This is a genomic window from Paenibacillus polymyxa (assembly GCF_018614975.1).
In the GTDB taxonomy this organism is placed as follows: Bacteria; Bacillota; Bacilli; order Paenibacillales; family Paenibacillaceae; genus Paenibacillus; species Paenibacillus polymyxa_E.
In genome coordinates this window covers 67,794-90,759 of sequence record NZ_JAGGNR010000008.1, presented here as the reverse complement: position 1 = coordinate 90,759, position 22,966 = coordinate 67,794, and the positions used below count along the sequence as shown (strand labels likewise).

At 44.1% G+C, this 22,966-nt stretch carries 22 protein-coding genes; 20 read left to right on the top strand and 2 right to left on the bottom strand.

The window, feature by feature from the left end; all coding sequences use genetic code 11:
- Window positions 1-125 precede the first annotated feature (125 nt).
- The 11 genes from J7E78_RS03895 to J7E78_RS03845 all read left to right on the top strand — a co-directional run bounded on the left by J7E78_RS03895 (window position 126) and on the right by J7E78_RS03845 (window position 11,338).
- Entirely contained in the window at window positions 126-734 is a 609-nt protein-coding gene (locus J7E78_RS03895) for a GNAT family N-acetyltransferase (protein WP_215075023.1), read from the top strand.
- 249 nt (window positions 735-983) lie between these two features.
- Entirely contained in the window at window positions 984-1,589 is a 606-nt protein-coding gene (locus J7E78_RS03890) for a pentapeptide repeat-containing protein (RefSeq protein WP_036608249.1), read from the top strand.
- Window positions 1,590-1,780: 191 nt separating this feature from the next.
- A complete protein-coding gene (locus J7E78_RS03885; protein WP_215075022.1) occupies window positions 1,781-2,347 on the top strand; it encodes a TetR/AcrR family transcriptional regulator in 567 nt (188 codons plus the stop codon).
- A 238-nt stretch (window positions 2,348-2,585) separates the two neighbouring features.
- Window positions 2,586-3,104 (top strand): RNA polymerase sigma factor, encoded by a 519-nt coding sequence (locus J7E78_RS03880; RefSeq protein WP_215075021.1) that lies wholly within the window; start codon window positions 2,586-2,588, stop codon window positions 3,102-3,104.
- Window positions 3,088-4,701, top strand: a complete 1,614-nt coding sequence (locus J7E78_RS03875; protein WP_215075020.1) for a DUF4179 domain-containing protein — start codon at window positions 3,088-3,090, stop codon at window positions 4,699-4,701. The genes J7E78_RS03880 and J7E78_RS03875 overlap by 17 nt, the downstream gene beginning before the upstream one ends.
- Before the next feature lie 369 nt (window positions 4,702-5,070).
- On the top strand, window positions 5,071-6,225 hold the full coding sequence (locus J7E78_RS03870) for a glycosyltransferase family 2 protein (RefSeq protein ID WP_215075019.1): 1,155 nt from the start codon (window positions 5,071-5,073) through the stop codon (window positions 6,223-6,225).
- Window positions 6,226-6,262: 37 nt separating this feature from the next.
- Window positions 6,263-7,570 carry an aminotransferase class III-fold pyridoxal phosphate-dependent enzyme gene (locus J7E78_RS03865; protein WP_215075018.1) on the top strand — a complete coding sequence of 436 codons (1,308 nt, stop codon included), beginning with the start codon at window positions 6,263-6,265 and terminating at the stop codon, window positions 7,568-7,570.
- 41 nt (window positions 7,571-7,611) lie between these two features.
- Window positions 7,612-8,643 carry a zinc-dependent alcohol dehydrogenase gene (locus tag J7E78_RS03860; RefSeq protein ID WP_215075017.1) on the top strand — a complete coding sequence of 344 codons (1,032 nt, stop codon included), beginning with the start codon at window positions 7,612-7,614 and terminating at the stop codon, window positions 8,641-8,643.
- A gap of 80 nt (window positions 8,644-8,723) precedes the next feature.
- Complete coding sequence (locus J7E78_RS03855; RefSeq protein ID WP_215075016.1) at window positions 8,724-9,968, top strand: MFS transporter; 1,245 nt, start codon at window positions 8,724-8,726, stop codon at window positions 9,966-9,968.
- 95 nt (window positions 9,969-10,063) lie between these two features.
- Window positions 10,064-10,657 carry a DUF1349 domain-containing protein gene (locus tag J7E78_RS03850; protein ID WP_215075015.1) on the top strand — a complete coding sequence of 198 codons (594 nt, stop codon included), beginning with the start codon at window positions 10,064-10,066 and terminating at the stop codon, window positions 10,655-10,657.
- A 39-nt stretch (window positions 10,658-10,696) separates the two neighbouring features.
- A complete protein-coding gene (locus J7E78_RS03845) occupies window positions 10,697-11,338 on the top strand; it encodes an HAD family hydrolase (protein ID WP_215075014.1) in 642 nt (213 codons plus the stop codon).
- Here J7E78_RS03845 and J7E78_RS03840 read toward each other — a convergent pair.
- Window positions 11,335-12,150, bottom strand: a complete 816-nt coding sequence (locus tag J7E78_RS03840; RefSeq protein ID WP_215075013.1) for a helix-turn-helix domain-containing protein — start codon at window positions 12,148-12,150, stop codon at window positions 11,335-11,337. The genes J7E78_RS03845 and J7E78_RS03840 overlap by 4 nt on opposite strands.
- A 293-nt stretch (window positions 12,151-12,443) precedes the next feature.
- On the opposite strand from J7E78_RS03840, the gene J7E78_RS03835 reads away from it, so the two are divergent.
- From J7E78_RS03835 to J7E78_RS03825, 3 genes are all read left to right on the top strand, one after another.
- Window positions 12,444-13,586 carry an NAD(P)/FAD-dependent oxidoreductase gene (locus J7E78_RS03835; protein WP_215075012.1) on the top strand — a complete coding sequence of 381 codons (1,143 nt, stop codon included), beginning with the start codon at window positions 12,444-12,446 and terminating at the stop codon, window positions 13,584-13,586.
- Window positions 13,583-13,870: a hypothetical protein gene (locus J7E78_RS03830; RefSeq protein WP_215075011.1), complete on the top strand. Its 288-nt coding sequence runs from the start codon at window positions 13,583-13,585 to the stop codon at window positions 13,868-13,870. The genes J7E78_RS03835 and J7E78_RS03830 overlap by 4 nt, the downstream gene beginning before the upstream one ends.
- 183 nt (window positions 13,871-14,053) lie before the next feature.
- A complete protein-coding gene (locus J7E78_RS03825) occupies window positions 14,054-15,289 on the top strand; it encodes a cytochrome P450 (RefSeq protein ID WP_215075010.1) in 1,236 nt (411 codons plus the stop codon).
- Between the two features lie 116 nt (window positions 15,290-15,405).
- On the opposite strand, the gene J7E78_RS03820 is transcribed toward J7E78_RS03825, so the two are convergent.
- The gene (locus tag J7E78_RS03820; protein WP_215075532.1) at window positions 15,406-16,839 is read right to left on the bottom strand and encodes a DHA2 family efflux MFS transporter permease subunit; all 1,434 of its coding nucleotides are present in this window, start codon (window positions 16,837-16,839) and stop codon (window positions 15,406-15,408) included.
- Window positions 16,840-16,984: 145 nt separating this feature from the next.
- On the opposite strand from J7E78_RS03820, the gene J7E78_RS03815 reads away from it, so the two are divergent.
- The 6 genes from J7E78_RS03815 to J7E78_RS03790 all read left to right on the top strand — a co-directional run bounded on the left by J7E78_RS03815 (window position 16,985) and on the right by J7E78_RS03790 (window position 22,937).
- Entirely contained in the window at window positions 16,985-17,407 is a 423-nt protein-coding gene (locus tag J7E78_RS03815; protein ID WP_251034805.1) for a TetR-like C-terminal domain-containing protein, read from the top strand.
- A 91-nt stretch (window positions 17,408-17,498) separates the two neighbouring features.
- The gene (locus tag J7E78_RS03810) at window positions 17,499-18,032 is read left to right on the top strand and encodes a GNAT family N-acetyltransferase (RefSeq protein ID WP_215075009.1); all 534 of its coding nucleotides are present in this window, start codon (window positions 17,499-17,501) and stop codon (window positions 18,030-18,032) included.
- A 70-nt stretch (window positions 18,033-18,102) separates the two neighbouring features.
- Window positions 18,103-18,777: a response regulator transcription factor gene (locus tag J7E78_RS03805; protein ID WP_124114570.1), complete on the top strand. Its 675-nt coding sequence runs from the start codon at window positions 18,103-18,105 to the stop codon at window positions 18,775-18,777.
- On the top strand, window positions 18,774-20,144 hold the full coding sequence (locus J7E78_RS03800) for a sensor histidine kinase (RefSeq protein WP_215075008.1): 1,371 nt from the start codon (window positions 18,774-18,776) through the stop codon (window positions 20,142-20,144). The genes J7E78_RS03805 and J7E78_RS03800 overlap by 4 nt, the downstream gene beginning before the upstream one ends.
- A 225-nt stretch (window positions 20,145-20,369) precedes the next feature.
- Window positions 20,370-21,350, top strand: coding sequence for an alpha/beta hydrolase (locus J7E78_RS03795; protein ID WP_215075007.1), 981 nt, complete (start codon window positions 20,370-20,372; stop codon window positions 21,348-21,350).
- A 51-nt stretch (window positions 21,351-21,401) separates the two neighbouring features.
- Window positions 21,402-22,937, top strand: a complete 1,536-nt coding sequence (locus J7E78_RS03790) for an alpha/beta hydrolase family protein (protein WP_251034804.1) — start codon at window positions 21,402-21,404, stop codon at window positions 22,935-22,937.
- Window positions 22,938-22,966: the final 29 nt, after the last annotated feature.

Sequence of the window (22,966 nt, the reverse complement as noted above, 5' to 3'; positions counted from 1 at the left end):
ATCAATAACATAAAGATTTAAAGAGGGTGACATGGGATGTCCATTCAAAATGTTGAGGGTATATCATTCAACCAACCTGATGTGAGGTTTTAGTCTAATTTTAGCTACCTAGAGGAGTGACAGCGATGAATAAGATTAACATAATAAAAGCCAGTCCACAGTCCTTAGTCGGCGGACAACTGAATCAGATGGCACTTGAATATATGGCATATTCGCTTGCAGGTACCAAGGATAAAGGCATTACAGAGAAAACATTCAAAAAGTTATGGGTCTCGAATCAGAACCGATTCAGTCACCAATTCGCCTTTGAAGCTAAAATGGGTAGCCAAACGCTGGGCATGATCATGTGTTATCCGACCACTATAATGAACAAACTCGCTTTGCCAACGTTCTCCAAGTTGTTTGAACTTCGTAAATGGAGCCTCATTAAGTATAATCTCCAACACTGGAAAGAGTTTTACTCCATGGTGACATTAAAAGAAGCGGAGAACGACGAATACCACATCGGAACATTGGCGACCTTGCCTGAAAGCAGAGGACTTGGTGTAGGGACACAACTCATTCAATTTGCAGAGGAGCAAGCTGTAACACAAGGTCTGTCCAAATCTTCGCTTACGGTTAAAAAGGAAAATCTACTAGCTATTAAACTCTACGAGCGTTTGGGATACCAGAGAGTAGGGGAAATCAATAAACCTTCGCTATCCCTGTACCGAATGTCCAAAAAACTGGTGTAATGTTTTCTGAAACGAATAGAAAAAAGCAGCTAACTGGAGAGTTTCACATATATAAGCCCACATTGGAACAGTTAAAAGTGTTGCTGGAGGGACGCTCTATGCGTCCTTTTTTTAGTTTTCAGATTTTCTCATAAAAAAGTATCTTGACTTTTGTATGGGTTTAAGCAGGTACTTGACAGGGGTGTGGTATAGTATAAAAAGTTCTTTTATGAAGAAAGACGGAGAAATATACAATGTGGGGTGTAACCAGTGTATCAATATAAAGATCAGGAATATGAAGCAGTGCATTTTGAGGGGCGTGATTTGCGCTATGGAGAACTCATAAGTTGTGTTTTCAAACAATGTACGTTCATGAACGCTTCTATGGAAGAGATCGAAACCAGTAACTGCCGTTTTATCGAGTGTGACTTCAAAGGTGCTTCCATGAATGGTTCAATTCATACGGAATCAGCTTTTGAAAATTGCACCTTTGGTGGTGCGAATCTATTTGCTTCCAAATTCAGTTCTTGCAAGATGACGGGATCGGACTTTTCAGGTGCGCAAATGGATGGGATTACACTAAGTCATGGCGATTGGTCTTATACGAATCTGAGACATACCCGATTAGGTAAACAGGATTTGCGAGGAATTCGTTTCTTTGAAGCTGACTTTACGGACACGGATTTCACCAAAGCGGATTTGAGAGACTGTGATCTTACCCGAGTTGTATTAAGCAGAGCTAAGCTGCAAGGGGCCGATCTTAGAGGGGCTAACCTGGAAGGCATCGATCTGAAATCATTGGATATCAAAGGTGTACGTTTGGATCGCGAACAAGCCGTTCTGTTTGTACGCTCGTATGGTGCGAAAGTAGACTAATAAAGTGGGCCATGTCCATAAGTGATTGGAACCAGACAGCAATTGAAGAAAGATAACCATGCTATGAGCCGCCGAATGGCGGCTTTTAGTTTTACTCATGAGGAAGTATGTTATAATTTATAGTCTAATCCAATCATATGATGGATGATCAGATCAATTGTTGAACTATACTCGCCAAGAGGTGTAATACAATGAAAAAGGAAATGACAACAATCAAACAAACCAGGCTTCATTCCATTTTGGACGAGGCTACCAAGTTGCTGATTGAAAAACCAAATGCTTCCATGAATGAAATTGCAGAATCTGCAAAAATCGGGATCGCTACGTTACATCGATACGTGGAAAGCCGCGAACAGCTCATGGTTCATCTGGGATTACGCGCAATCGAGGTGGTCAGTGAGACCATGCAACACATTCAGCTGGATGAGGAGCACTGTGAAAAGTACATACCTGAACTGATTGAGGCGCTGATTCCATTAGGCGACAAAATATATTTTCTGGCTCATGACACCACCATTAATTATAATCCCGAGATTGAGGGAGCAGATCTGAAACTGAGAGAACCGGTACTGCATGCGGTTGGTCTGTTGCAACAAAAAGGTTATTTCCGCTCCGATCTCGATAAAACCTGGATTGTCGATGTGCTGTATTCCATCATGTTCCTGACGTGGCAGCAGGTTGTAAGTGGTCATATCGCGAGAAAAGCAGCCCCTGCGCTTGTAGTAGACACGTTTTATCATGGGTTTAAGCAGAAGTGAAATAATGGATGAGTGTACTGACCGGAAGTAGCCCATCACCGTTGACCAATTAAAAGTCGCTAATTTAGCGGCTTTTTTTGGCTTCTTTACTGGCATACATTCCTGTTTCAAGCCAGAGACATTGAACTAACCTGTACTGGGCATCTGAGATTTAGTAAAACTAACTATAACAAAATGAACGATTACATAGCATTATTTGTCTTATTAATGAAAACACAGCAAAGGGGGGTGCTATAGAATGACTGACAGAGAAATTTTTGAATTGTACAAAGAGCAAGTTTATTACTTCTGTTATTATCTGATGAAAAATCAAGCAGATGCTGAGGACATTTGCCAAGAAGTATTTGTCAAAGTTATCTTGGCAGATAGAACTAAGGTAAGGAACTTGAAATCATGGATATTGCGGATTGCTTCAAATGAGTGTCATAGCGTTATTAGAAGACGTAAATCTGGATGGATAAAAGAAGTGCGACATTATTTGTTGTCCAAAACCCAGAATTATAACCCAGTGGAAGAGGGAGTGTATCATAGGGAAACAAAAGAAGAGTTACAAGGGTTATATAGTGAACTTCCTGACAAGATCAGGACGGTTGTTGTCCTCCGATTTATCAATGATTTGACTGTACCTGAGATCTCTAAAGTCATGAACATACCTGAAGGAACTGCAAAGTCCAGATTGAACAAAGGGTTGAAACTTCTTAATAAAATGGTTGAACCTGAACTAAAGGAGCTGAGTAATAATGAATCAGTATTCTAATAAGGAAAAAAATATATCTCATCCGGATTATGACTTGATGTGGACAACCATTGAAAAAGAAGCACATAAACGCCGAGTCAATCTGCAATCTTCACAAAAGCTTAGTGGATACCGAGCTAAAGCAATTCCTATCAGCATCATTTTTACTTTTTTCTTGCTTGTTGCTATTCCGGTATTCGCCAGTATGACGATTGATTGGGATCGAATCGGAGGCCGTGGCGTCGCAAACGCAATAAATAATGGTATCGGTCAACAATATGATCTTCGTTCTTCCAGTTCAGGTGTGTCCATGAATTTGAACGGTGTAGTAACAGATGGAGAGAAAATGAAGGTGCTGATATCTCTGGACACATCAATCGATCTTTCAAAGTACACGGGGTTTGCTACGGAGAAAAATATCTTAAAAGATGAGTCCGATGCGAAGGCGAAAGTATATGGTTATTTAGGATTCGATCCTGAGAGCCAAAAACTCATCGGGGTCTATGAAACACCTGATACATTAAAGGATGGTACGAAAGAATATACATTTGAAGCACAAAATCTTATTTTTTACCGGGATAGGGATATTTCCTTAAAATCTTCTGGTACAGTTGGAGATACGATAGTCACTGGAGTTACGCAATATCCAACAATCAATATTGAATCCGTTAACCATTCTGAAAATCAAACCGTTATTCGTTATAAAGTTGCTGCATCCCCATCTGATATGGGACGAGGTAATCCCCACTTGGTAGTTCATACCGGCGCTCAAGTGATAGACGCAATTCCAACCTTGTTGCCCAGTGAAGATACAGGTTTGTTGATTGAACAGGTATTCGATATAACCGAAAAAGAATGGACAAATGCGAATCTTCATCTCAGTTATATTGAACAATCAAAACGGATATTAGGGACTTGGAAGTTTGATTTTGTGGCAGATGGGAAAAAAGCAAGTGAGTCTATGTACACAAAAAAATTGGAGACAACTCCTGAGTTTCAAGAAAAAACAGGTGTCACTTTAGAGCAACTCAAAATAACTCCCTTGGATCTCCAGATTCTAATCGACGAAGAGGGTTCGCTTAAAAAAGGTATTGTTCATTACAATACAGCCCAGTTAGTTATAGGTGATAACACAATAACTGGGGGAAGAACTTTGATAGGAGACCATCGTGGTAGTTATCAGCATTTTTTCCGATTTGAATCCCCTGAGTGGTATCAAAACTGGTCTGATGTTTCAATGAAACTCATCTTAAAAGATGCCGTCGTTGAGAAACGAGATACCACTAAAAACTGGATTCATTTAAATAAACCCAAGAAACAAAAGCAGTACACCAAACTCACTGTCGATGGAGTTGAAATACAATTTTCTTACTATAGGGATGGGGAGGAATTAGTTGTAGAGTCATATTCTAAAACTCCTAGTTTCAGAGGTGTTAACCAAACTACGTTACGTATTAACGGCAAAGAAGTAGTACCTGAAGTTACACCTAGGGGCATGGTATCTTCAGGAATTTATATTGATACCTACAAAGGTATTCCGTTTGACGGAAGGATTGAACTTAATCCTGGTATTTATAAATATAGCGATCCACACCGGAACGTAGAAGTTAAACTATAAGGTGGATTTATCTAACGAGTCAGGTTAGAACGTTCAATTGAATACGGATTTTAATTGCGAACACCCCAAAAAAGTCGACTGTATCGTTAGATACACAGACTCTTTGAGGGTGTTTTTTTGCGTTCACAACAGCGTTTCTCAGTGCGCAAGCATCAAAGACTTGATTTTAACTCATATTCAAATATTAACAGCGTTCAGAATTTAAGATTTTCAGTTTACAAAAAATGATATAAATTTCTAGTAGATTCAAATCATTACCAAATAAAGACAAAATATTCAAACGAGGAGGCCGGACAGAACGACCAGCAATTGTGCAATTTAAAATCAGCTTATGTACTCATTCCATCAAACCAAATCAGGAGGGATTCCATGCTTTACACCATTATTGTGCCAGTCAACCAGGACTATAACATTCTGAACCTGTTCACAGATTCGCTACTCCGGACGGTAAGCCGATCCACTCAGATTATTTTCATCAACGATGGTTCCGGCTCAGCCGTTTTTCAACATCTGGATAAACTGAAGCAAGAAGTAAGAGAAGGTGTGACCATCGAGATTCTTCAGCATGATTTTCCACTCGGTTGCGCCGTGTCGATTAATAGCGCACTGAGCCTTGCCAAGGGAGAGTACATTTTCTTTCTGGATTCTGACACGATTCTTCAACCGAACTGGCAACCGATGATGAAAGAGACACTGGATAGCGATATTACAATCGGCATGATTGGAGGGGTTCTGTTGTATCCACAGACAGGAGGCGTGCAGCACTGCGGCATTGCTTTTGCGGACACCATCGGCCGACACCTGTTCCTGAACGCATCTCCTGATGATATCCCGAAAGAAACTTTCTCTGTTCAACTGGTGGTGTTCGCCATGTTTGGCATGAAACGGGAGGTGTATGAGACCATCGGTAACCTCGATGAGAAGTTCTTTAACGGGTACGAGGACTTTGATTATCAGATGCGGGCACGAGCTGCCGGATACGATACAGTCATTAATCCGAATATTCAAGCATATCACTGGGAACGCAGTAGCGGTATTCACCGCAACTTCAACCGCAAGAACAATCTGGCACGCTTCTGGAAAAAGTGGGGCAGCCAAATCGAAGCTGATGTGTGGCCTTTCGTTTTCAGTCATCTGAAAGCGCAGCTAGAGAGTCAAGTTGAATACCAGCATCTGCCGATTGTTGGCATTGATCTTGCCGAGGTTCGTAGTGATGCGGATACATTCTGGACCAAGTTGGAGGAAGCTGACTTTGCAAATGTAGCCGAAGTACGTGACTATTCAAACCGCTTCAATTCCAACGGAGCTATCTGGTTGCCACAGGTACTGGGCAAGGAACTGATTCATAGTGAGAACCGGTTACTGTTCTTGGTGGACAATTTCGCCCGTTTGCTGGAGAACCGCTACTGGATTGAGATGAGACATGCTCATCGAGCCAAGGATCTGATCATTGACCTGTATGGCAATGTGATCACGATGGATCGCATATACGATGGATGCTGGCCTGGAACCAAAGTTCGGTAATTCACTCACAACGAAAATAAACAGGGAGGTACTTAAGGTGAAAGAAAAAGAGAGCACGCTCGATCGTGCCGTAAGATTTACCCGTAATCTGGAGTGGTTGGAACAAGTCGAAAAGGTAATTCCGAGCGGATGCAGCACTTTAGCCAAAGCACCTGAACGTTTATTTCCGGGGCATACCCCCGTATGTTGTGCAGAGGCTTATAATTCCCGATTTACAGATATCGACGGAAATGAATGGCTGGATTGCGAAATGGCCATGGGTACGGCGCCATGGGGCCATGCCAGACATGAAGTCCAATTAACCGTCATTCACCAGTTGAAAAAAGGGACAAGTTTTTCTTTGCCTGCCGACATCGAGCTTGAATGTGCCGAGTTGATTCTGGAGCGGTTCGAGGGTCGTTATCCCTCACTGCGCTTTACCAAGAGTGGCGCCGATGCAGTGAGTGGGGCCGTGCGTCTGGCCCGTGCCGCTAGTGGTAAAAGCAAGGTTATTGCGACAGCTTATCATGGGTGGCACGATTGGTCTGCCTATGGCTATTACGGTGGCCAGACGAAAGAACGTGGCATCCCAGTGGATATCGAGCGTTCAACGATCTGGATCAACAAGCCTACTGTGGAGCGAATTGAGGCCCAGATTACCTCATCTCCCGAGGATATCGCATGTATTGTTCTATGCCCCAACGAGTGGAAAAAGGACGCGCTGGAGAAAGCCGTAAACCTGTGTCGGTCTCTGGACATCATTATCATATTCGATGAGGTAACGTCCGGTATTCGAATGGGCAAGCAGGCTACAGCAGGAGAATATGACATCTGGCCTGATCTGCTCTGTATCTCTAAAGGTATGGCTAACGGTATGCCGCTCGCAGCGGTTATGGGGCCGGAGCACTTGATGTCTTTGTCAGGACAGGTCAGATTCAGTAATGCCCATTCCAGCGAAACGACAGCGCTCGCCGCAGCCATTGCCTGTGAACGATTAATGAAAAATGCGAAAGTGTGGCCGACCTGGCGAGATCCGGCAACCCGGATCATGGATCGTCTGGAATCTGAACTTGTGTTACTCGGATTGACGGATCAATTGGAAGTGAGAGGGACGTATGCAAGCTTCTACATTCAATCCTTGGCTGAAGATAACTTCCAAACAGATCCTTTCCGCGAGTTCATGGTGAAGAGGATGGCTCACTTCGGCATCTTTACCAAAGGTTATTTTATTTTCTCCGATGCCCATACACGTGAAGAATTGCTATGGGTGGAGGAAGCGCTGTTGCAGATCCTGTCAGACTGGAAAGAGATTCAGAAGCAGGAACATCTTCACGCGATGCAACTTACGAAAACGTTTGAAGCTTAATCCATAGATCATAATCGACAATCGACTAGGAGGAATATTCAATGAAAGCACTCGTATATCAGGATCTCAAACAGGTGGCGTACCAAGATATTGATGAGCCAACCATTCAAAAACCAAATCAGGTAAAAATTAAAATCTATGGTTCAGGCATCTGCGGTACAGACCTGAATATTGTCAAAGGCAAAGTGCCTGCGAATAAAGGAACGATCATTGGTCATGAAGGTGTGGGCACCGTGGTTGAGGTGGGTGACGAAGTTCGTGGTTTCAAGATCGGTGATCGGGTATTGGTTGATCCCACGCAATCTTGCGGTACCTGCTCTTATTGCCGCGAAGGTCTGTTTATCTACTGCGAGAATTTTGATGACTATCAAGTAGGGATGACGACGCACGGAACCTTTGCTGAATATTTTGTCGGGGATGAGAAGTACATCTATGCCATCCCGGATTCCATGAGCTGGGAAACGGCCATGATGATCGAACCACTGGGATGTGTTCTGCAGACATTCATGAAAGCAGGAGTCAAACCGAGTGATTCTGTACTCGTCCTCGGTTCCGGTGCAATCGGTTCCCTGTGTCAGCTTGTGAGCAAACGATTGGCAAGGCTTACGGTAGGCACGGAAGTGGACCCTTATCGCAAAGAGTTCGCATCAGGGATCGCAGATCATGTGTTCTATCCTCAGGATCTGACACTGGATAAAGTATACGAGATCAATAATAACAAAAAGTTTGATATTGTAGTGGACGCAGTTGGTAACCAGCTTCATGTGGGATTTGAGATGATTGCCAAAGGCGGAAAAATTATTCCTATGGGATATGACGACAGCTATGAGGTGACGTTCAAATCAACAGCCGTGATTAATGATGGCATTAGTATCATTGGCGCGGTTGCTAATCACTCGATGATCAGTACGGCACTGAAATTTGCCCAAAGTATTCCGGAGCTGGAGCAGATGGTGACAGCCAAGGAACTGCTGAGTGATTATGAACAGGCCTTTAATGGAACGATTGGTTATGACTTGCGTACCGGAGAGACCTTGCCGATGAATTCGGTCAAAACAGCTCTGATCCTATAAGCATGTAGACATTAGCGGGTTTGCCGCTGCGAGAAGTTGGAATTTGCAGCGGTGAAAACCGCAGAAGGAAGGGATATCGATTGAAATTGCTTCAAGATTTGCCGAAGAATCCACGCTACTCCATTTTACTCGAACCGGTATGGGCCATTCCGGGCACGATCGTTCTCTTCTACGCTCCTTTATATATGAAGGAAGCCGGACTTTCGGACATTGAAATCGGTTTAATCAATTCGGTGAATCTTTACTTTGCCTTTATCTTTCAATTGTTTGCGGGTTCCATTACCAATAAGCTGGGCCGGAAACGAACAACGCTGATCTTTGATCTGCTTGCCTGGAGTGTTCCCATGTTCATCTGGGCCTTCTCCCAGAACTTCTGGCTGTTCCTGATCGCTTATTTACTGAACGCAACATCCAAGTTTGTAACGGTCGCCTTTAACTGTCTAATCATTGAGGATGTCGAGGAACATAAACGATCGAAAGTGTTTGCCATTCTCAACATGATCATTACAGGAGCCGGGGTATTAACGCCGATTGCCGGGGTGGTCATTGCTGATTATGGTATTGTGCCAACACTTGCCAGCATTTACTTTGTCGGGGGTATCCTCATGACTGCTATGTTCTTCATTCGTAACCGATACACGGATGAGACTGAGGTCGGCAAGGAACTTATGGGATTGCATAGTAAAACCCGCGTGCTTCAGAGCTTGGGTGCCAGTCTGCGCATGTTCGGCAAATCGTTCTACAAACGGAGACTTTTTCCGATTATTCTGATTACGGTTTTATCCAATCTGATCTTGCAGCTGAATTTCTTTCAGGTCATTTTCTTCAAGGAACAGTTGAAATTTGATGATCGTGTCATTTCGTTTATTCCGGTTGTGACCGCAGTAACCGTCATGCTGCTCTATCTGGTCATCATTCCGCGACTGAAACGGCGTTCGGAAGAAAAGTATGTTGGTTTTTCCATCGTGCTCAGCACGGCTGGGGCCATTCTGTTTCTATTGATCCCTGTGGGGAATATAGGCATGTTGTTTCTCACACTAATCGTGCTTGCTGCGGGTAACTTCATTTTGCAGACGTACCGGGATTCTCTGCTGATGAACCGATTGGGTACGCATGAGAAAGCCGACATGTTCTCGGCCGTGCAGACCGTAATGACGCTTACAGCCATTCCATCCGGTTACCTGACGGGCCTGCTCTACCATCACAATCCAACACTGTTGTTCAGTGTCATTCTTGGTCTATATGTCGTACTCGTGGTCATCATGTTCTTCCTGCCAGATCCGCAAAAGCACTCCCAAGTACTAGAGTCTTACAAAAATATGTAGAAAAAGGGGTTTACTGTATCTTGAGCGAATATGTAGTACAGAAAAAAACTAGAACAACCTCTAGAACATAATTTAACTTGGGAGGCTGCTAACAAATGACGAACGTAATGACAACAGAAGCACGGAAGCAATGGAGCTGGATGAACGAGCCCGAAACCTGGTCCTATACGGATCAGGGAGGTGTGCTGGTGGAAGCGAAGGAGGACACGGACTTTTTCCAGGACCCTGCGGGCAAGCATATTCGTGCAACTGCTCCTTTCTTGTCCATGCCTGTGCCTGGCGATTTCGAAATCACAACCCAATTAACTGTTGATATGAAAAATCAATATGATTCCGGATGCCTGATGGTGATGGCGGATGACCTTAACTGGTGCAAAATTTGTTTTGAGTATGATGGAAAAGCGCCTACCATTGTGTCGGTGGTCACACGTGATGGTTCATCCGATGATTGCAATTCGGTTGAAGTCTCCGTACCTAATCCCTATCTGCGTATACGCAAAGTAGAGGACTGCATATCATTCTTTTATTCTCCCGATGGGGAAGAGTGGAAACTAATTCGATATTTCGGCATGCCGATTCAGGGGAAACTTCGAGCTGGATTAGTTGTTCAGTCGCCGACTGGAACGGGCTGTACGTGTCACTTTTTATCCGTGAACGTTACTCATCCGGACTTGACCGCACGCTTCTAATCCGCTCCCCCGGCCGATCATTGGAGGGAGAACAGGTTCATGGTAAAAGCATTTATATTTGATTTTGATGGACTCATTATCGATACAGAGACACCTTGGTACTATGCGTTTCGCGATATTTATGAAGAGCATGGGGTTGAACTTGGTCTGGAGCTATGGTCGAAAAATGTGGGGACTTCCTTCGAGGAATTTCATCCTTTTCTGTACCTGGAGCAGGCGCTCCAAAAAAAGATAGATCATGATCATATCAAGCTGCTATCAGAACAGAAATACGAAGCCTATTTGGGACAAGCGGCAATTCTTCCAGGGGTGCATGAATTGCTTCAGTCTGCGAGGGAGAAGGGGATTCAGCTTGCGGTTGCTTCCAGCTCCACACGGGACTGGGTGCATGGTTACTTGCAGAAATTAGGCATTTTGGATTATTTCACAGTCGTTCATACATCCGAGGATGTGAAGCGAGTGAAACCGGACCCTGAACTGTACCTTCTTGCTCTCCAGAGTCTTGGGATCGAGGCTTCCGAAGCGATTGTGTTCGAAGACTCACCTAATGGCTTGAAGGCAGCCAATGCCGCAGGTATTCGTTGTATCATCGTGCCTAACGAGGTAACGTGTGGTCTGGAATTCGCCATGCATGAACTGCGGTTATCCTCGCTGGCCGAGATCAATATGGAGGCGCTTTAATCCAGATACTGCTTGCGTAGCTCGATAGGGGAGATCCCTTCGTATTTTTTGAACACTGATCCAAAGTAACTGGCACTGTTGAAACCAACGGCTTTGGCTATTTCATGAGCCGTATTGGCATCATTTTCAATGAGCATTTCCTTGGCTTTCAACAGCCGATAGCGCATCAGATACTCCAGTGGAGTCATTTGAAATTCTTTTTTGAATATCCGATTGAGGTGTTGCTCGGTAACGTCCATCTGCTCGGCCAACACGGGGAGAGAAATATCCTGATGATAATTTTGTTTGATAAAAGTAATGAGTTCATCCAATCTTAATCGGGCATCAGAACGTTCGTAAGCACTATAGCGTTCACCTTCAATGGTTAATCTGACCAAAAGCATGTACAGTAATGCGGATACGTGCCAGATCTGATCCTTGTGCCGGGACTGCAGCGCCAACGTAATTTCACGCAACAGGATATGAAGCATTCCATCCGGCTTGAAGGCGCGCAGCTCCCCGATCTGCAAGGTATGCAAGAACCGTGGCAATAAATAGCCATTGAAAGACAGACAATCAAATCGTAATGAATCACTCCGATTGTGGTAACGGTAGGTTACCTCTGGGAACAAAATGAGAGCGGTCCCTTTTTTGATCGAAAATTCATGATTCTTTGCTGCGATTCGCCCTGTTCCTCCGATGCACTGTACAATGCTGTAATCCCTTGAATGGTCGCTCCAATTCATCAATTCATCAACGGTCAACTGGTTTTGCCCTGTAATCATGAGCGGCATATCGGTATCCATCGGATTCCCCATGCTAGGTTTCGGCATCGTCGTGTATTCCTCTTTTCGTTAAAGGATCATGTGCGTAAGTGGCGTGGTTACAGAGTTAAAAGAAACCTAGAAAGAATTATATTACATAAATGGAATAATTTTAATTGAATGACGAGGGGTGATAAAACGTTTTCACATAGATACTTCAACAGTTCTTTATTGGATGAATGAGTATGAACTGCGGTCTGATCAGCCTCTATTTATGGACCTAAAAGTACGCCTGCCTTGCCAACAGAATGCAAAACGGTATACGCTATAACGAATGAGTGATTATAGAAAGGAATGCAAACATGAAGAAAGTCATCGTAGTCGGATCGGGTATTCTGGGGGCATCAACAGCCTATCAATTAGCCAAACATGGCGCAGAGGTAATCATCGTAGATCGAAAAGATATAGGACAGGCGACGGATGCAGCTGCCGGTATCATCTGTCCATGGCTGTCACAGCGTCGCAATCAAGACTGGTATCAGCTCGTCAAGGCAGGTGCGCGGTTCTACCCTAGCATCATAGCGGAGCTTGAGGGTGAAGGAGAAACGGAAACCGGATATGCTCAAGTGGGGGCGCTCAGCATTCATACGGATGAGGATAAAATCAACAAGATGGAAGAGCGGGCCCATCTTCGCAAAGCAGAGGCACCGGAGATTGGTGACATTACACCTCTTGATGCCATAGGAACCCGTGAACGTTTTCCACTGCTGGAGGAACGTTATCAATCGGTACATATCAGCGGTGCTGCACGTATAGATGGAAGGGCGCTGCGCGATGCCTTGATCCGGTCTGCACAGCGAAATGGAGCGGAAGTAATTCATGGAGACGCCAAGATTAAATTTGAAGCAGATCGGGTCATTGGTGTGAGTGTTAATGATCGGAGTTTCCTGGCAGATGAAGTCGTTGTCTGTGCAGGTGCTTGGGCTAACGAACTGCTGAAGCCGCTCGGCATACACTTTAAAGTGCATTATCAAAAGGCACAAATTATGCATCTACATGTCACGGATGGGGAGGATACAGGCCGCTGGCCTGTGATCATGCCACCTTCTGACCAATATCTCTTGGCCTTTGATCAACAGAAGATTGTGATTGGTGCAACTCATGAAAATGATGTGGAAGGTTATGATACAAGAGTAACCGCAGGGGGCATGCAGGAAGTTTTGAATAAAGGTCTTGAACTGGCGCCGGGGCTAGCCAATAGCATATTCCAGGAAGTAAGAGTTGGGTTCCGTCCGTTCACACCTGGCTTTCTGCCTGTAATGGGGGCTGTCCCAGGCTGGCAAGGTCTGATTACCGCGAATGGACTTGGAGCCTCTGGCTTGACCATGGGTCCTTTTATCGGGAGTCAACTGGCGAAACTAGCTCTCGGCATGGAGCTGGATATCGATATTGAGCCCTATACTGTTGGCAAAGCAATGGATGAAATTGAAAGAGGTGAACCATGACATATTCACAACGTGTATCCGATGGAGCGAACTCGTCCGACATCATATATCTAGAGCATCAGATCGGTACGACAAAAGAAGAACTGCGCATAGCTTTGGAGAAACAAGAAACATCCAAACGCGAATTGGCGGAATTGAAGTCATCACCAACCATGAAAGCATCGGAAGACGGTTCTGAAGAGCAAGTCTTAATGGAGAAGGCAAGCCAAACGAAGAAATTGATTGAAACCCTGTCTGAACAACTGGAGCAACTACAGGATTCATTAGCGAAACTAGGCGATTGATTGGGTAATGATATACGATGCGTATAAAATGAAAACTCCTTATATTAAGGGGTTTTTATTGATTTAGTTCAAATGGTTTATATCAATAAATGAACGGGTGGTATAAAATGGAATCAGGTGCTGAACTGTCAATTCAGGACCCATGTAACCAATCACGAAACTATGCTGAGAGGTGGATTCCAAATGTATAAAGAAGTGATACGTGTTGAGGACATTACGGGGTTTCAGTCCAGATCTGAAGAGTTTTTCCCACTTCACTGGTTTCGAAAAATGCTGTCCGAGCATCCTGTGTACTATCACGAAGATACAGACACCTGGAATGTGTTCAGATACGATGATGTGAAGCAGGTCCTCAGTAATCATGAGTATTTTTCAGCCGAAGGAACCCGGACGACCATTGCCGTTGGAGCGAAGAACAATGAAGGCACACCTCCAGACAAATTAAACATATCAAGTATCGACCCTCCCCGTCATCAAAAAAGTCGTTCGTTGTTATCGGCTGCTTTTACACCGCGTAGTCTGAAAAACTGGGAGCCACGAATTCGCAACATTGCAGAGCAGCTTGTAGCAGATATTGAGCCAAATACGACCATTGATATTGTTCAAGCGTTGGCCGCTCCGCTGCCTTCGATGGTTATGGCTGATCTGCTCGGCATCCCTCTCACAGATAGTCATCGCTTCAAGAACTGGGTAGATATTCTGTTTCAACCCACCAATCCGAAGACTGCTGAAGAGAGTGAACTGAAAAAACAAACTGCAGCGCAAGAGTACTATCAATTCCTGTACCCCATTGTGGTTCATAAACGGACTCATCCTGGTGAGGATATCATTACCAATCTGTTGAACGTTGATGTTGAGGGGGAGAAGTTCACAGAAGATGAGGTTGTTCGCACGACTATGCTTCTGCTCGGAGCCGGTATTGAGACAACAAGCCATATGGTTTCAAATACGTTCTATTCCTTCCTGTACGATGACCCGAGTCTGTATAGCCAACTAAGACAGAATCCCGATTTGGTTCCGCTTGCAGTGGAAGAAATGCTTCGTTATCGTTTCCATAATGCCAAGCGACATCGGACAGTGAAGCAGGATAACCAACTGCTCGGAGTAGATTTGAAAAAAGGAGATGTTGTCATCTCCTGGATGAGTGCAGCCAATATGGATGAGCAGATGTTTGAAGACCCGTTTGAGCTGAATATTCATCGTCGGAATAACAAAAAACATCTTACCTTTGGCAATGGCCCACACTTTTGTCTGGGTGCCCCGCTGGCAAGGATGGAACTGAGCATTGCATTGACTGCATTTGTAGAGAAGATCGCTCGGATTGAGCCGGTGGAGTCCTTTGATCTGGAGAATAATCTGGCCACTTCAGCTCCGGGGCAGTCGTTGACTCATCTGCCAGTGAAGATCGTTGCGGAGTGATAAGGAATCATACAAGGAATCATACGGGACACAACCTAAAAAGCGGCAGATCAGACGTAAACGTCTTGATCTGCCGCTTTGTTATGCAAGCAAGTATGAGGCTGGACACCTTAATTTCAATTCATGGAAACTTTTTGTCTTACAACCTGTTTGCTTTCTTCCTCTTTGGCTTGTTTGGTACGTTTGATAAAGAAGGAAAGAACCAATCCCACAACAGCGATACCGATGATAACAACATAAGCATCATTGATGCCCTGAATCATGGATTCTGTGGCAAGCTGTTGTTGACTGAGGCCATTGGCTGCACCAGTCGCCATCATATCCTGTACGTGTGCCGTTGTACGGGAGGTCATGACACTTACGAGCAATGAAGTACCTACAGCGCCAGCAACTTGTCTGACAGTGTTGGAGATAGCTGTGCCGTGTGCACCGAGCCTTGGTGGCAGTTGGTTAAGACCCGCAGTTTGAATCGGCATCATGAGCAATGCCATACCAATTCGGCGGCCGGTTGACATGAATACCAGGTAACTATAACTGGTTGAATCCGTTAAGTCGATGAAACCAATTGTCGCCACGATGGTGATTACCATGCCGATAACAGCCAGCCATTTTGCTCCAAATCGGTCAAACAATTTTCCGGCTACTGGCATCAAGAAGCCCATGACAAGCGCACCTGGCAGAAGCAATAATCCGGACTCCAGTGCAGTGTAACCACGTGCGTTCTGGAGATACAAGGGAAGCAACATCATGTCAGCATACATGATCATTGTAATCGCGATACTGATGACGGTGGTCAGGGAGAACATGTTGTACTTGAAAGTCCGCAGATCAAGCAGGGGAGTTTCAGAAACGAGCTGACGCCATGTAAACAGGGCTAGAGCAACAATTCCTGCTGCAATGCAGATAAGGACTTCTGCACTTGACCACCCCAGACTTCCTGCTCTGCTGAAGCCATACAGCAATGCGCCGAATCCGATAGTAGACAACACAACACTGATTGTGTCGAACTTTGTGTTGACCCGTTCGGATACATTCTTCAGGTATACAAACGCAAAGGCAATGACAATAAGGGTTAATGGAATCATGCCATAGAACATCGTTTGCCAAGAGTAGTGCTCCAGAATATAACCGGCAAGGGTAGGTCCGATTGCAGGGGCAAAAATGATGGCAAAGCCAACCATACCCATCGCAGATCCTCGTTTTTCAGGGGCAAACAAGGTCAAAATAACGTGCATCAAGAGCGGCATGATAATGCCGGCACCTGCGGCCTGAATCATGCGTCCTGTCAGCAATGTGCCAAAGTTGGTTGCAAGAGCGGATACGATGGTACCAATCAGGAAAATAAACATGGAAGCTTGGAATAATTGTCTGGTTGAAAAGCGTTGCATGAAGTAGGCCGTGATGGGGATAAGTACCCCGTTCACCAGCATATAACCTGTCGTTAACCATTGTGCTGTTGCGGCGGAGATGTTAAAATCACCCATCAGTTCCGGTGTAGCGACACTCATGATCGTTTGATTCAACGTTGCAAGGAAGGCTCCCAAAATCATGATAAACAGGATGGGGCCTTTCTTTACGGATAATTCTTCTTGCACTCTAGCCTGACTCAATCCTTTTCATCCTTTCAATCCACGCGTGACTAAATTTACAACGTGTTGTATAGTTTTCAACCTGCACTATCGTGATATTACGGATATGATGGAGAAGATGGCCGATGAGATGATTGAGCATATTGAACGGATCGTGGATGAATATGCTCCTCATTTTGAGAAACAAAGAACGGAAGAGGCTTGGCCTGTTCTGGTCAAGTTACTGGAGCATTTTGCAGAGAACGCCTCGTTCTATCAGGTGGTACTTGCTACCAAGCGCACACCGATTTTTACCGAACGACTGCTCAAATTGTTGAGTACGCTGGTGAAAGCCAAAATTGATCGGGTAGAGATGGAGGATGAACTCGAAGAATCCGGCATTCACAAGGAGATTGCAATCTGGTACGGTTCTTCAGCCCTGATTGGTACCATTGTCGCCTGGTTGCGCAACGATATGCCTTATTCCCCGCATTTTCTGGCGAAACAATTCTCGTTAATTCGCTCGTACTCTTATAATGACCTGATATAATCAAAGTACAATCCACTGACGGCAAACGGGGAGATATAACAGGGAAATTGCAGTCCATTTCACCTAACGTTAATAGAGGAGGAATAATGTAATGAAATATAGTGCAGAACGTATCTTTGTGAGATTTTGGAATGTGGAAGATGCCTCATTGCTTCTGGATCTACAGGTTCGAAATCGTGAGGCAATTGAGAGTACCTCAGCGAGTATTCGGGAGGAGTCTTTCTACAGCTTGGAGCGGCAAAAGTCAATCATTGAGAGCTGGAACAAGAAGAGAGAAGAAGGAAATCGCTATTCTTTTGGTATTTTTCTACATACAACAGATGAACTGGTCGGTGAGATTTCTTTGTTTGAGATCATATTGGATTCCACTCCAAAATGGATTGTTGGTTATGTGACGGATATTTTGCATCAAGGAAAAGGGTATATGAGCGAAGCCCTGCAATGCGTGCTTGAATTTGCCAAACATGAAACTGAAATTACACGCATCGAAGCTGGTGCGGTACCTGATAATACAGGTTCCATCCGTGTACTTCAAAAGGCAGGATTCACAGAGTATGGGTCACAGCCTGTCCCGATCCAGGGAACGTTAAAAGAACATACGATGTTTGCTGTGGATATACAATGAGCAGGACGTATCACTATTTACTATAAGTTGAACTATACATTCAAACGTATCGGAGAGGACAGAAAAATCTATGGCTACTATTCTCGTTGCAGACGACGATCCAAACATTCGTGAACTCGTCTGTCTCTTTCTCAAAAATGATGGATTCACAACAGTGGAAGCTGCGGACGGTAAGGAAGCTCTTACCGTGTATGGCGAAACGCCAGTGGATCTGGTTGTGCTTGATATTATGATGCCTGTCATGGATGGCTGGGCACTGTGTAAGGAACTCCGAAGAGCCAATCCCGATCTCCCGTTACTCATGCTGACAGCGAGAGGAGAGACGTGGGAGAAGGTGAAAGGATTCGAATTGGGTACGGATGATTATTTGACCAAACCGTTTGATCCATTGGAACTGACCGCCCGTGTCCGGGCATTGTTGAAACGTTACAAAATTGGCTCCACGCATACAATACAGTTTGGCAACGTTATTCTGGACCGTCAGACGTATAAGGTGATGAGAGGTACGGAGTCGCTTACGTTACCGCTTAAGGAGTTCGAATTGCTGTATAAGCTTGCTGGAACACCAGGCCAAGTCTATACACGTGAGCAGTTGATCGATCAGATATGGGGTATTGATTACGCCGGAGATGATCGAACGATAGACGTACATATTAAGCGTCTGCGCGAACGATTTGCGACTACACCAGATTTTCGGATCGAAACAGTGCGTGGACTGGGATACAGACTTGAGGTCCATGAATGATCCGATCCATATATATTCGTGTGGTCCTGACCTTTCTGGGGTCTGTCATCGCTGGTACGGTCATTTCATTTTTTGTATCTACCTGGATATTTGAGGACAAATTGAATCAAAACGCTCAAATTAACTTGCGTAATTTCGGCCAAGACGTTGTGCAGATCTATAAGTCCCTGCCAGTAAGTGAAGCGGACTTGTACGTAAGTGGAATGAAGCAGCTCAATTCCTATCATATTCGAATTTACGAAGCTACGGGTCAGTTCAAGAGTTACGGAAAGACTAACGGACATAAGTCTGCTGCTGTGACGAGCGAGCAACTAAAGAAAGTATTAGCTGGTGGCGTTGTTCAAGATACGAGGGATGGAATCGCTACGGTGATTTTAGGGTTGCCGTTGAAGACGGAGATGGGAACAAAAGCGATGTTTTTGGAAACACTCTCACCACCCTCAGCCACTTTTGTGGTCAAGTGGGGCTTGATCTTTGCAACCTGTTCGTTGATGACAGGGAGTTTGTTAATTCTGGTTGCTTCTGTATATCTGGTGAGACCGATCAAGAAATTAACCAAAGCGACCAAACGGATTGCAGCTGGAGATTTCAACGTCAAGCTGAACATTAAGCAAACGACTGAAATAGGTACGTTGGCTCGCAGCTTTGAAGAAATGATGCATGATCTGAAGCAGTTGGAGCAGATGCGCAGGGAATTCGTTACAAATGTTTCGCATGAGGTTCAGTCTCCGCTCACCTCGATATCCGGTTACGCTTCCGCACTGAAGCAAGTAAACCTCTCAGAAGACGAGCGAAACCGTTACCTGGATATTATCATCTCTGAAGCAAAACGAATGTCCAAAATGAGCGATAGTCTGCTCAAGCTGAGTTTACTTGAATCGCAGTCACAGCAACTACGGCTCACCACCTTAAGCCTTGATGAACAGATCAGGCGGGTCATCGTGGCGCTTCAGCCGCAATGGTCTGGGCGCAACATTCATTTCGAGCTTGATTTGGAGAGCGTGAAGGTAACGGCTGATCACGACCAGTTAAATCAGGTATGGACGAACATTCTCGGAAATAGCATCAAGTTTTCCAAGGATGGCGGTATGATTAAAGTCAGTATCGAAGAGGATTTCAAAAATGTGACTGTTCGAATATCCGACACGGGCATTGGAATTCCCCTGGAAGACCAGAAGCGTATATTCGACCGCTTTTTCAAGGCAGATCGTTCCCACAGTCGTAAATACGACGGGAGTGGTATGGGACTAGCAATCGTTAAACAGATCGTATCCCTTCATCAGGGTGACATCCGAGTGGAAAGCGAACCTGGTCAAGGCACGACCTTTATGATCACGTTGCCAATCCATCCACCAACGGATAGTTAGGCTCACAGGATAGGGCCAATGAATAGAATATAGATCGGATTATCTAAACCGAATGATCATGCCATGTGTAACATGCAAGCTTTCTTGTATGTTATACGTGGCTTTTTTTGCTTGTTCATATTCAGTTCATATTGACGTCACAGGGAGTACATTTTCATTGGTTAAGCTTTCATTAGCAGCAAAGAAGACAACCGAACAAACAGTTCAAGACAGGAGAAGATCAGAGTGACACAACCAGAGGGAAAGAAAGCCAAGAATAGAACCAGGGTCAGGAAGGTACGAAATATTATACTTAAAATACTAGGAGCAATCTTAATTGCCATTGTTCTATTTCTGGGTATTGTTTATATCACCAATGTGATCAGTAGTAATTCAGAAGCGAAGAAGATAGAGTCCTATGGTCAGCACGTATCTGTAGACGGGAAAAATATGAATGTGCTCATTCAAGGCGAAGGCAAGGAAGCGATCGTGCTTCTTCCGGGATATGGAACAGCTGCACCAGCGCTTGATTTTAAACTGCTCATCGATGAACTATCACCATATTACAAAGTTGTTGCGGTTGAGCCTTTTGGTTATGGATTGAGTGATGAAACTGAAAAAGAAAGAACCGCAGAGAACATCGTAAGTGAAGTTCATGAAGCTCTACAGCAACTTGATATTAACAAATACATGCTTATGGGCCACTCCATTGCAGGCATTTATGGCATTGATTATGTGAACAAATATCCGGATGAGGTGACGGCATTTGTCGGAATTGATAGCAGTGTTTCAACACAACCGGGTATGGATGCCAAATTACCTACTAAAATGTTCGGATTTCTCAAAAAATCAGGTCTCCAAAGATTAGTGGTCAAATTTGGTGAAGACCCTTATGCCGGACTCCCATTTGATGAACATACTGTAGAGCAGATGAAAATGCTGTCGAGTAAAAACTCAAATAGTGCCACGATGTTAAATGAGATGGACCATATTGCTTCCAATTTTAAAGGAGCTCAAGGTTTAACCTTCCCTAAAGACCTTCCACTTCTTCTCTTTGTACAAGCCAATAATGAAGGTGTAGAAGGATGGATACCGCTGCATGAAGGGCAGATCAAAGATTCAGTACATGGGAAAGTAATCACTATGGATGGCGAGCATTACTTGCACCATACGTTATTTAAAGAAATAGCTGAAGATGTTAGAGCATTCATGAACGAAGCGAAGTAAAAATTCTGTAAAAGTACACACTCGTGACTTAACAGAGGTGCATTACCGAATATGAAAAACCGTCTTGCTGGGCGGTTTTTCCATAGTAAATCCAATTTGGCCGTTGCCGTGATGAGAGAGAGAGGAATTCAAATGAGATTATTTGAGATACTGTTAGTTCTATCCTGTTTCGCGTTACTCGTAGACCTACTATTTATTAAAAGAAGTGCAAAGAAAACAGGATTGGGTTTGGGGATAGGAAGTAGCGTTATACTCGTAGTTCAATTGTTGGTTGAGGGATACAGATGGCAGTTGCTTGTGGTATATATCATGACGGCTCTATTCATAATTATTGTTTTACTCAGACATTCCGAAAAGATGATGAATCTGAAAATAGGAAAGTTCTTGAAATATAGTTTATCTTCCCTGATTGTCATTCTGCTGGTTGGTTCTACTGCCTTGTCTGCATACTTACCTGTCTTTAATTTGCCGAAGCCGGATGGTCCAGAGAAAGTGGGTACGCAAACCTTTCATTTTACAGATCAGAACAGAGATGAAGTCTTCACTGAAGATCAAAGTGACAAGAGGGAACTAATGGTTCAAGTTTGGTACCCTGCTGAAAATAGGAATAATATCAAGCGTGACACGCTGTTTCCAAAAGATAAAGAGAGGTTCAAAAAGTATATTCAGAGCTTCTCTACTTCTTTAAAACTGCCTGAATTTGTGCTCGACTACTGGAAATATAGTCAAACCAACTCTTATGAAAATGTAGAAATCTTACCTTCTGCAAGTCCGTATCCCGTGGTACTACTATCTCATGGTATGGGAACCAGTAGAGTTCTACATGCATCACAGGCCGAGAATCTGGCCAGTCATGGGTATATCGTGGTCACCATCGATCATACGTATAGCACCTTTGCTACCCTTTTTCCAGATGGCCGTGTAACGGATTATAAAAAAAGCACGACTACACTAGATGAACGCACAAAAACAGGAAATATATGGACGAAAGACGTGGAGTTTGTAATCGATCAAATCGAAAAGCTGAATTCAGGTGCAATCGAAAGTCAGTTTAAAGGAAAAATCGATCTAGATCACATCGGGACGATGGGGCATTCTTTTGGAGGGGCAACCGCGTTTAATGCAACGTATTTAGATCAGAGAATCAAGGCCGGGGTTAATATGGATGGATCACTATATGAAGTGGAAAATAGAGATGATATAAACAAGCCGTTTATGTTCATCCGATCGGGAAGTTTTGAAGACTGGTTAGCCAATTTTGAAATAGATAGAAATTCGGATGATGAAGTAACTAAATCTCTTTCAGATGAGCTGCACATTATGAAAAATGTTATTAATCATGGGGGAAAAGTGATCTATGTAGAAGGAACCCAGCACTTCAATTTCACGGACCTTCAGTTCTATTCAGAGCTGGTTAAACTGTCCGGTATCACAGGAGATATCAATGGTAAAAGAGGATCAAACATCGTAAATCAATATGTACTCGACTTCTTTAACAAACAACTGAAAGAAACGGGTGGAGATCTGATTCAGGGACCAAACGACTTGTATCCGGAGGTGAAATTTGTAGACCCGGAAGAACTCTAATAACCAAAACATTTAACAGGAGATGATGT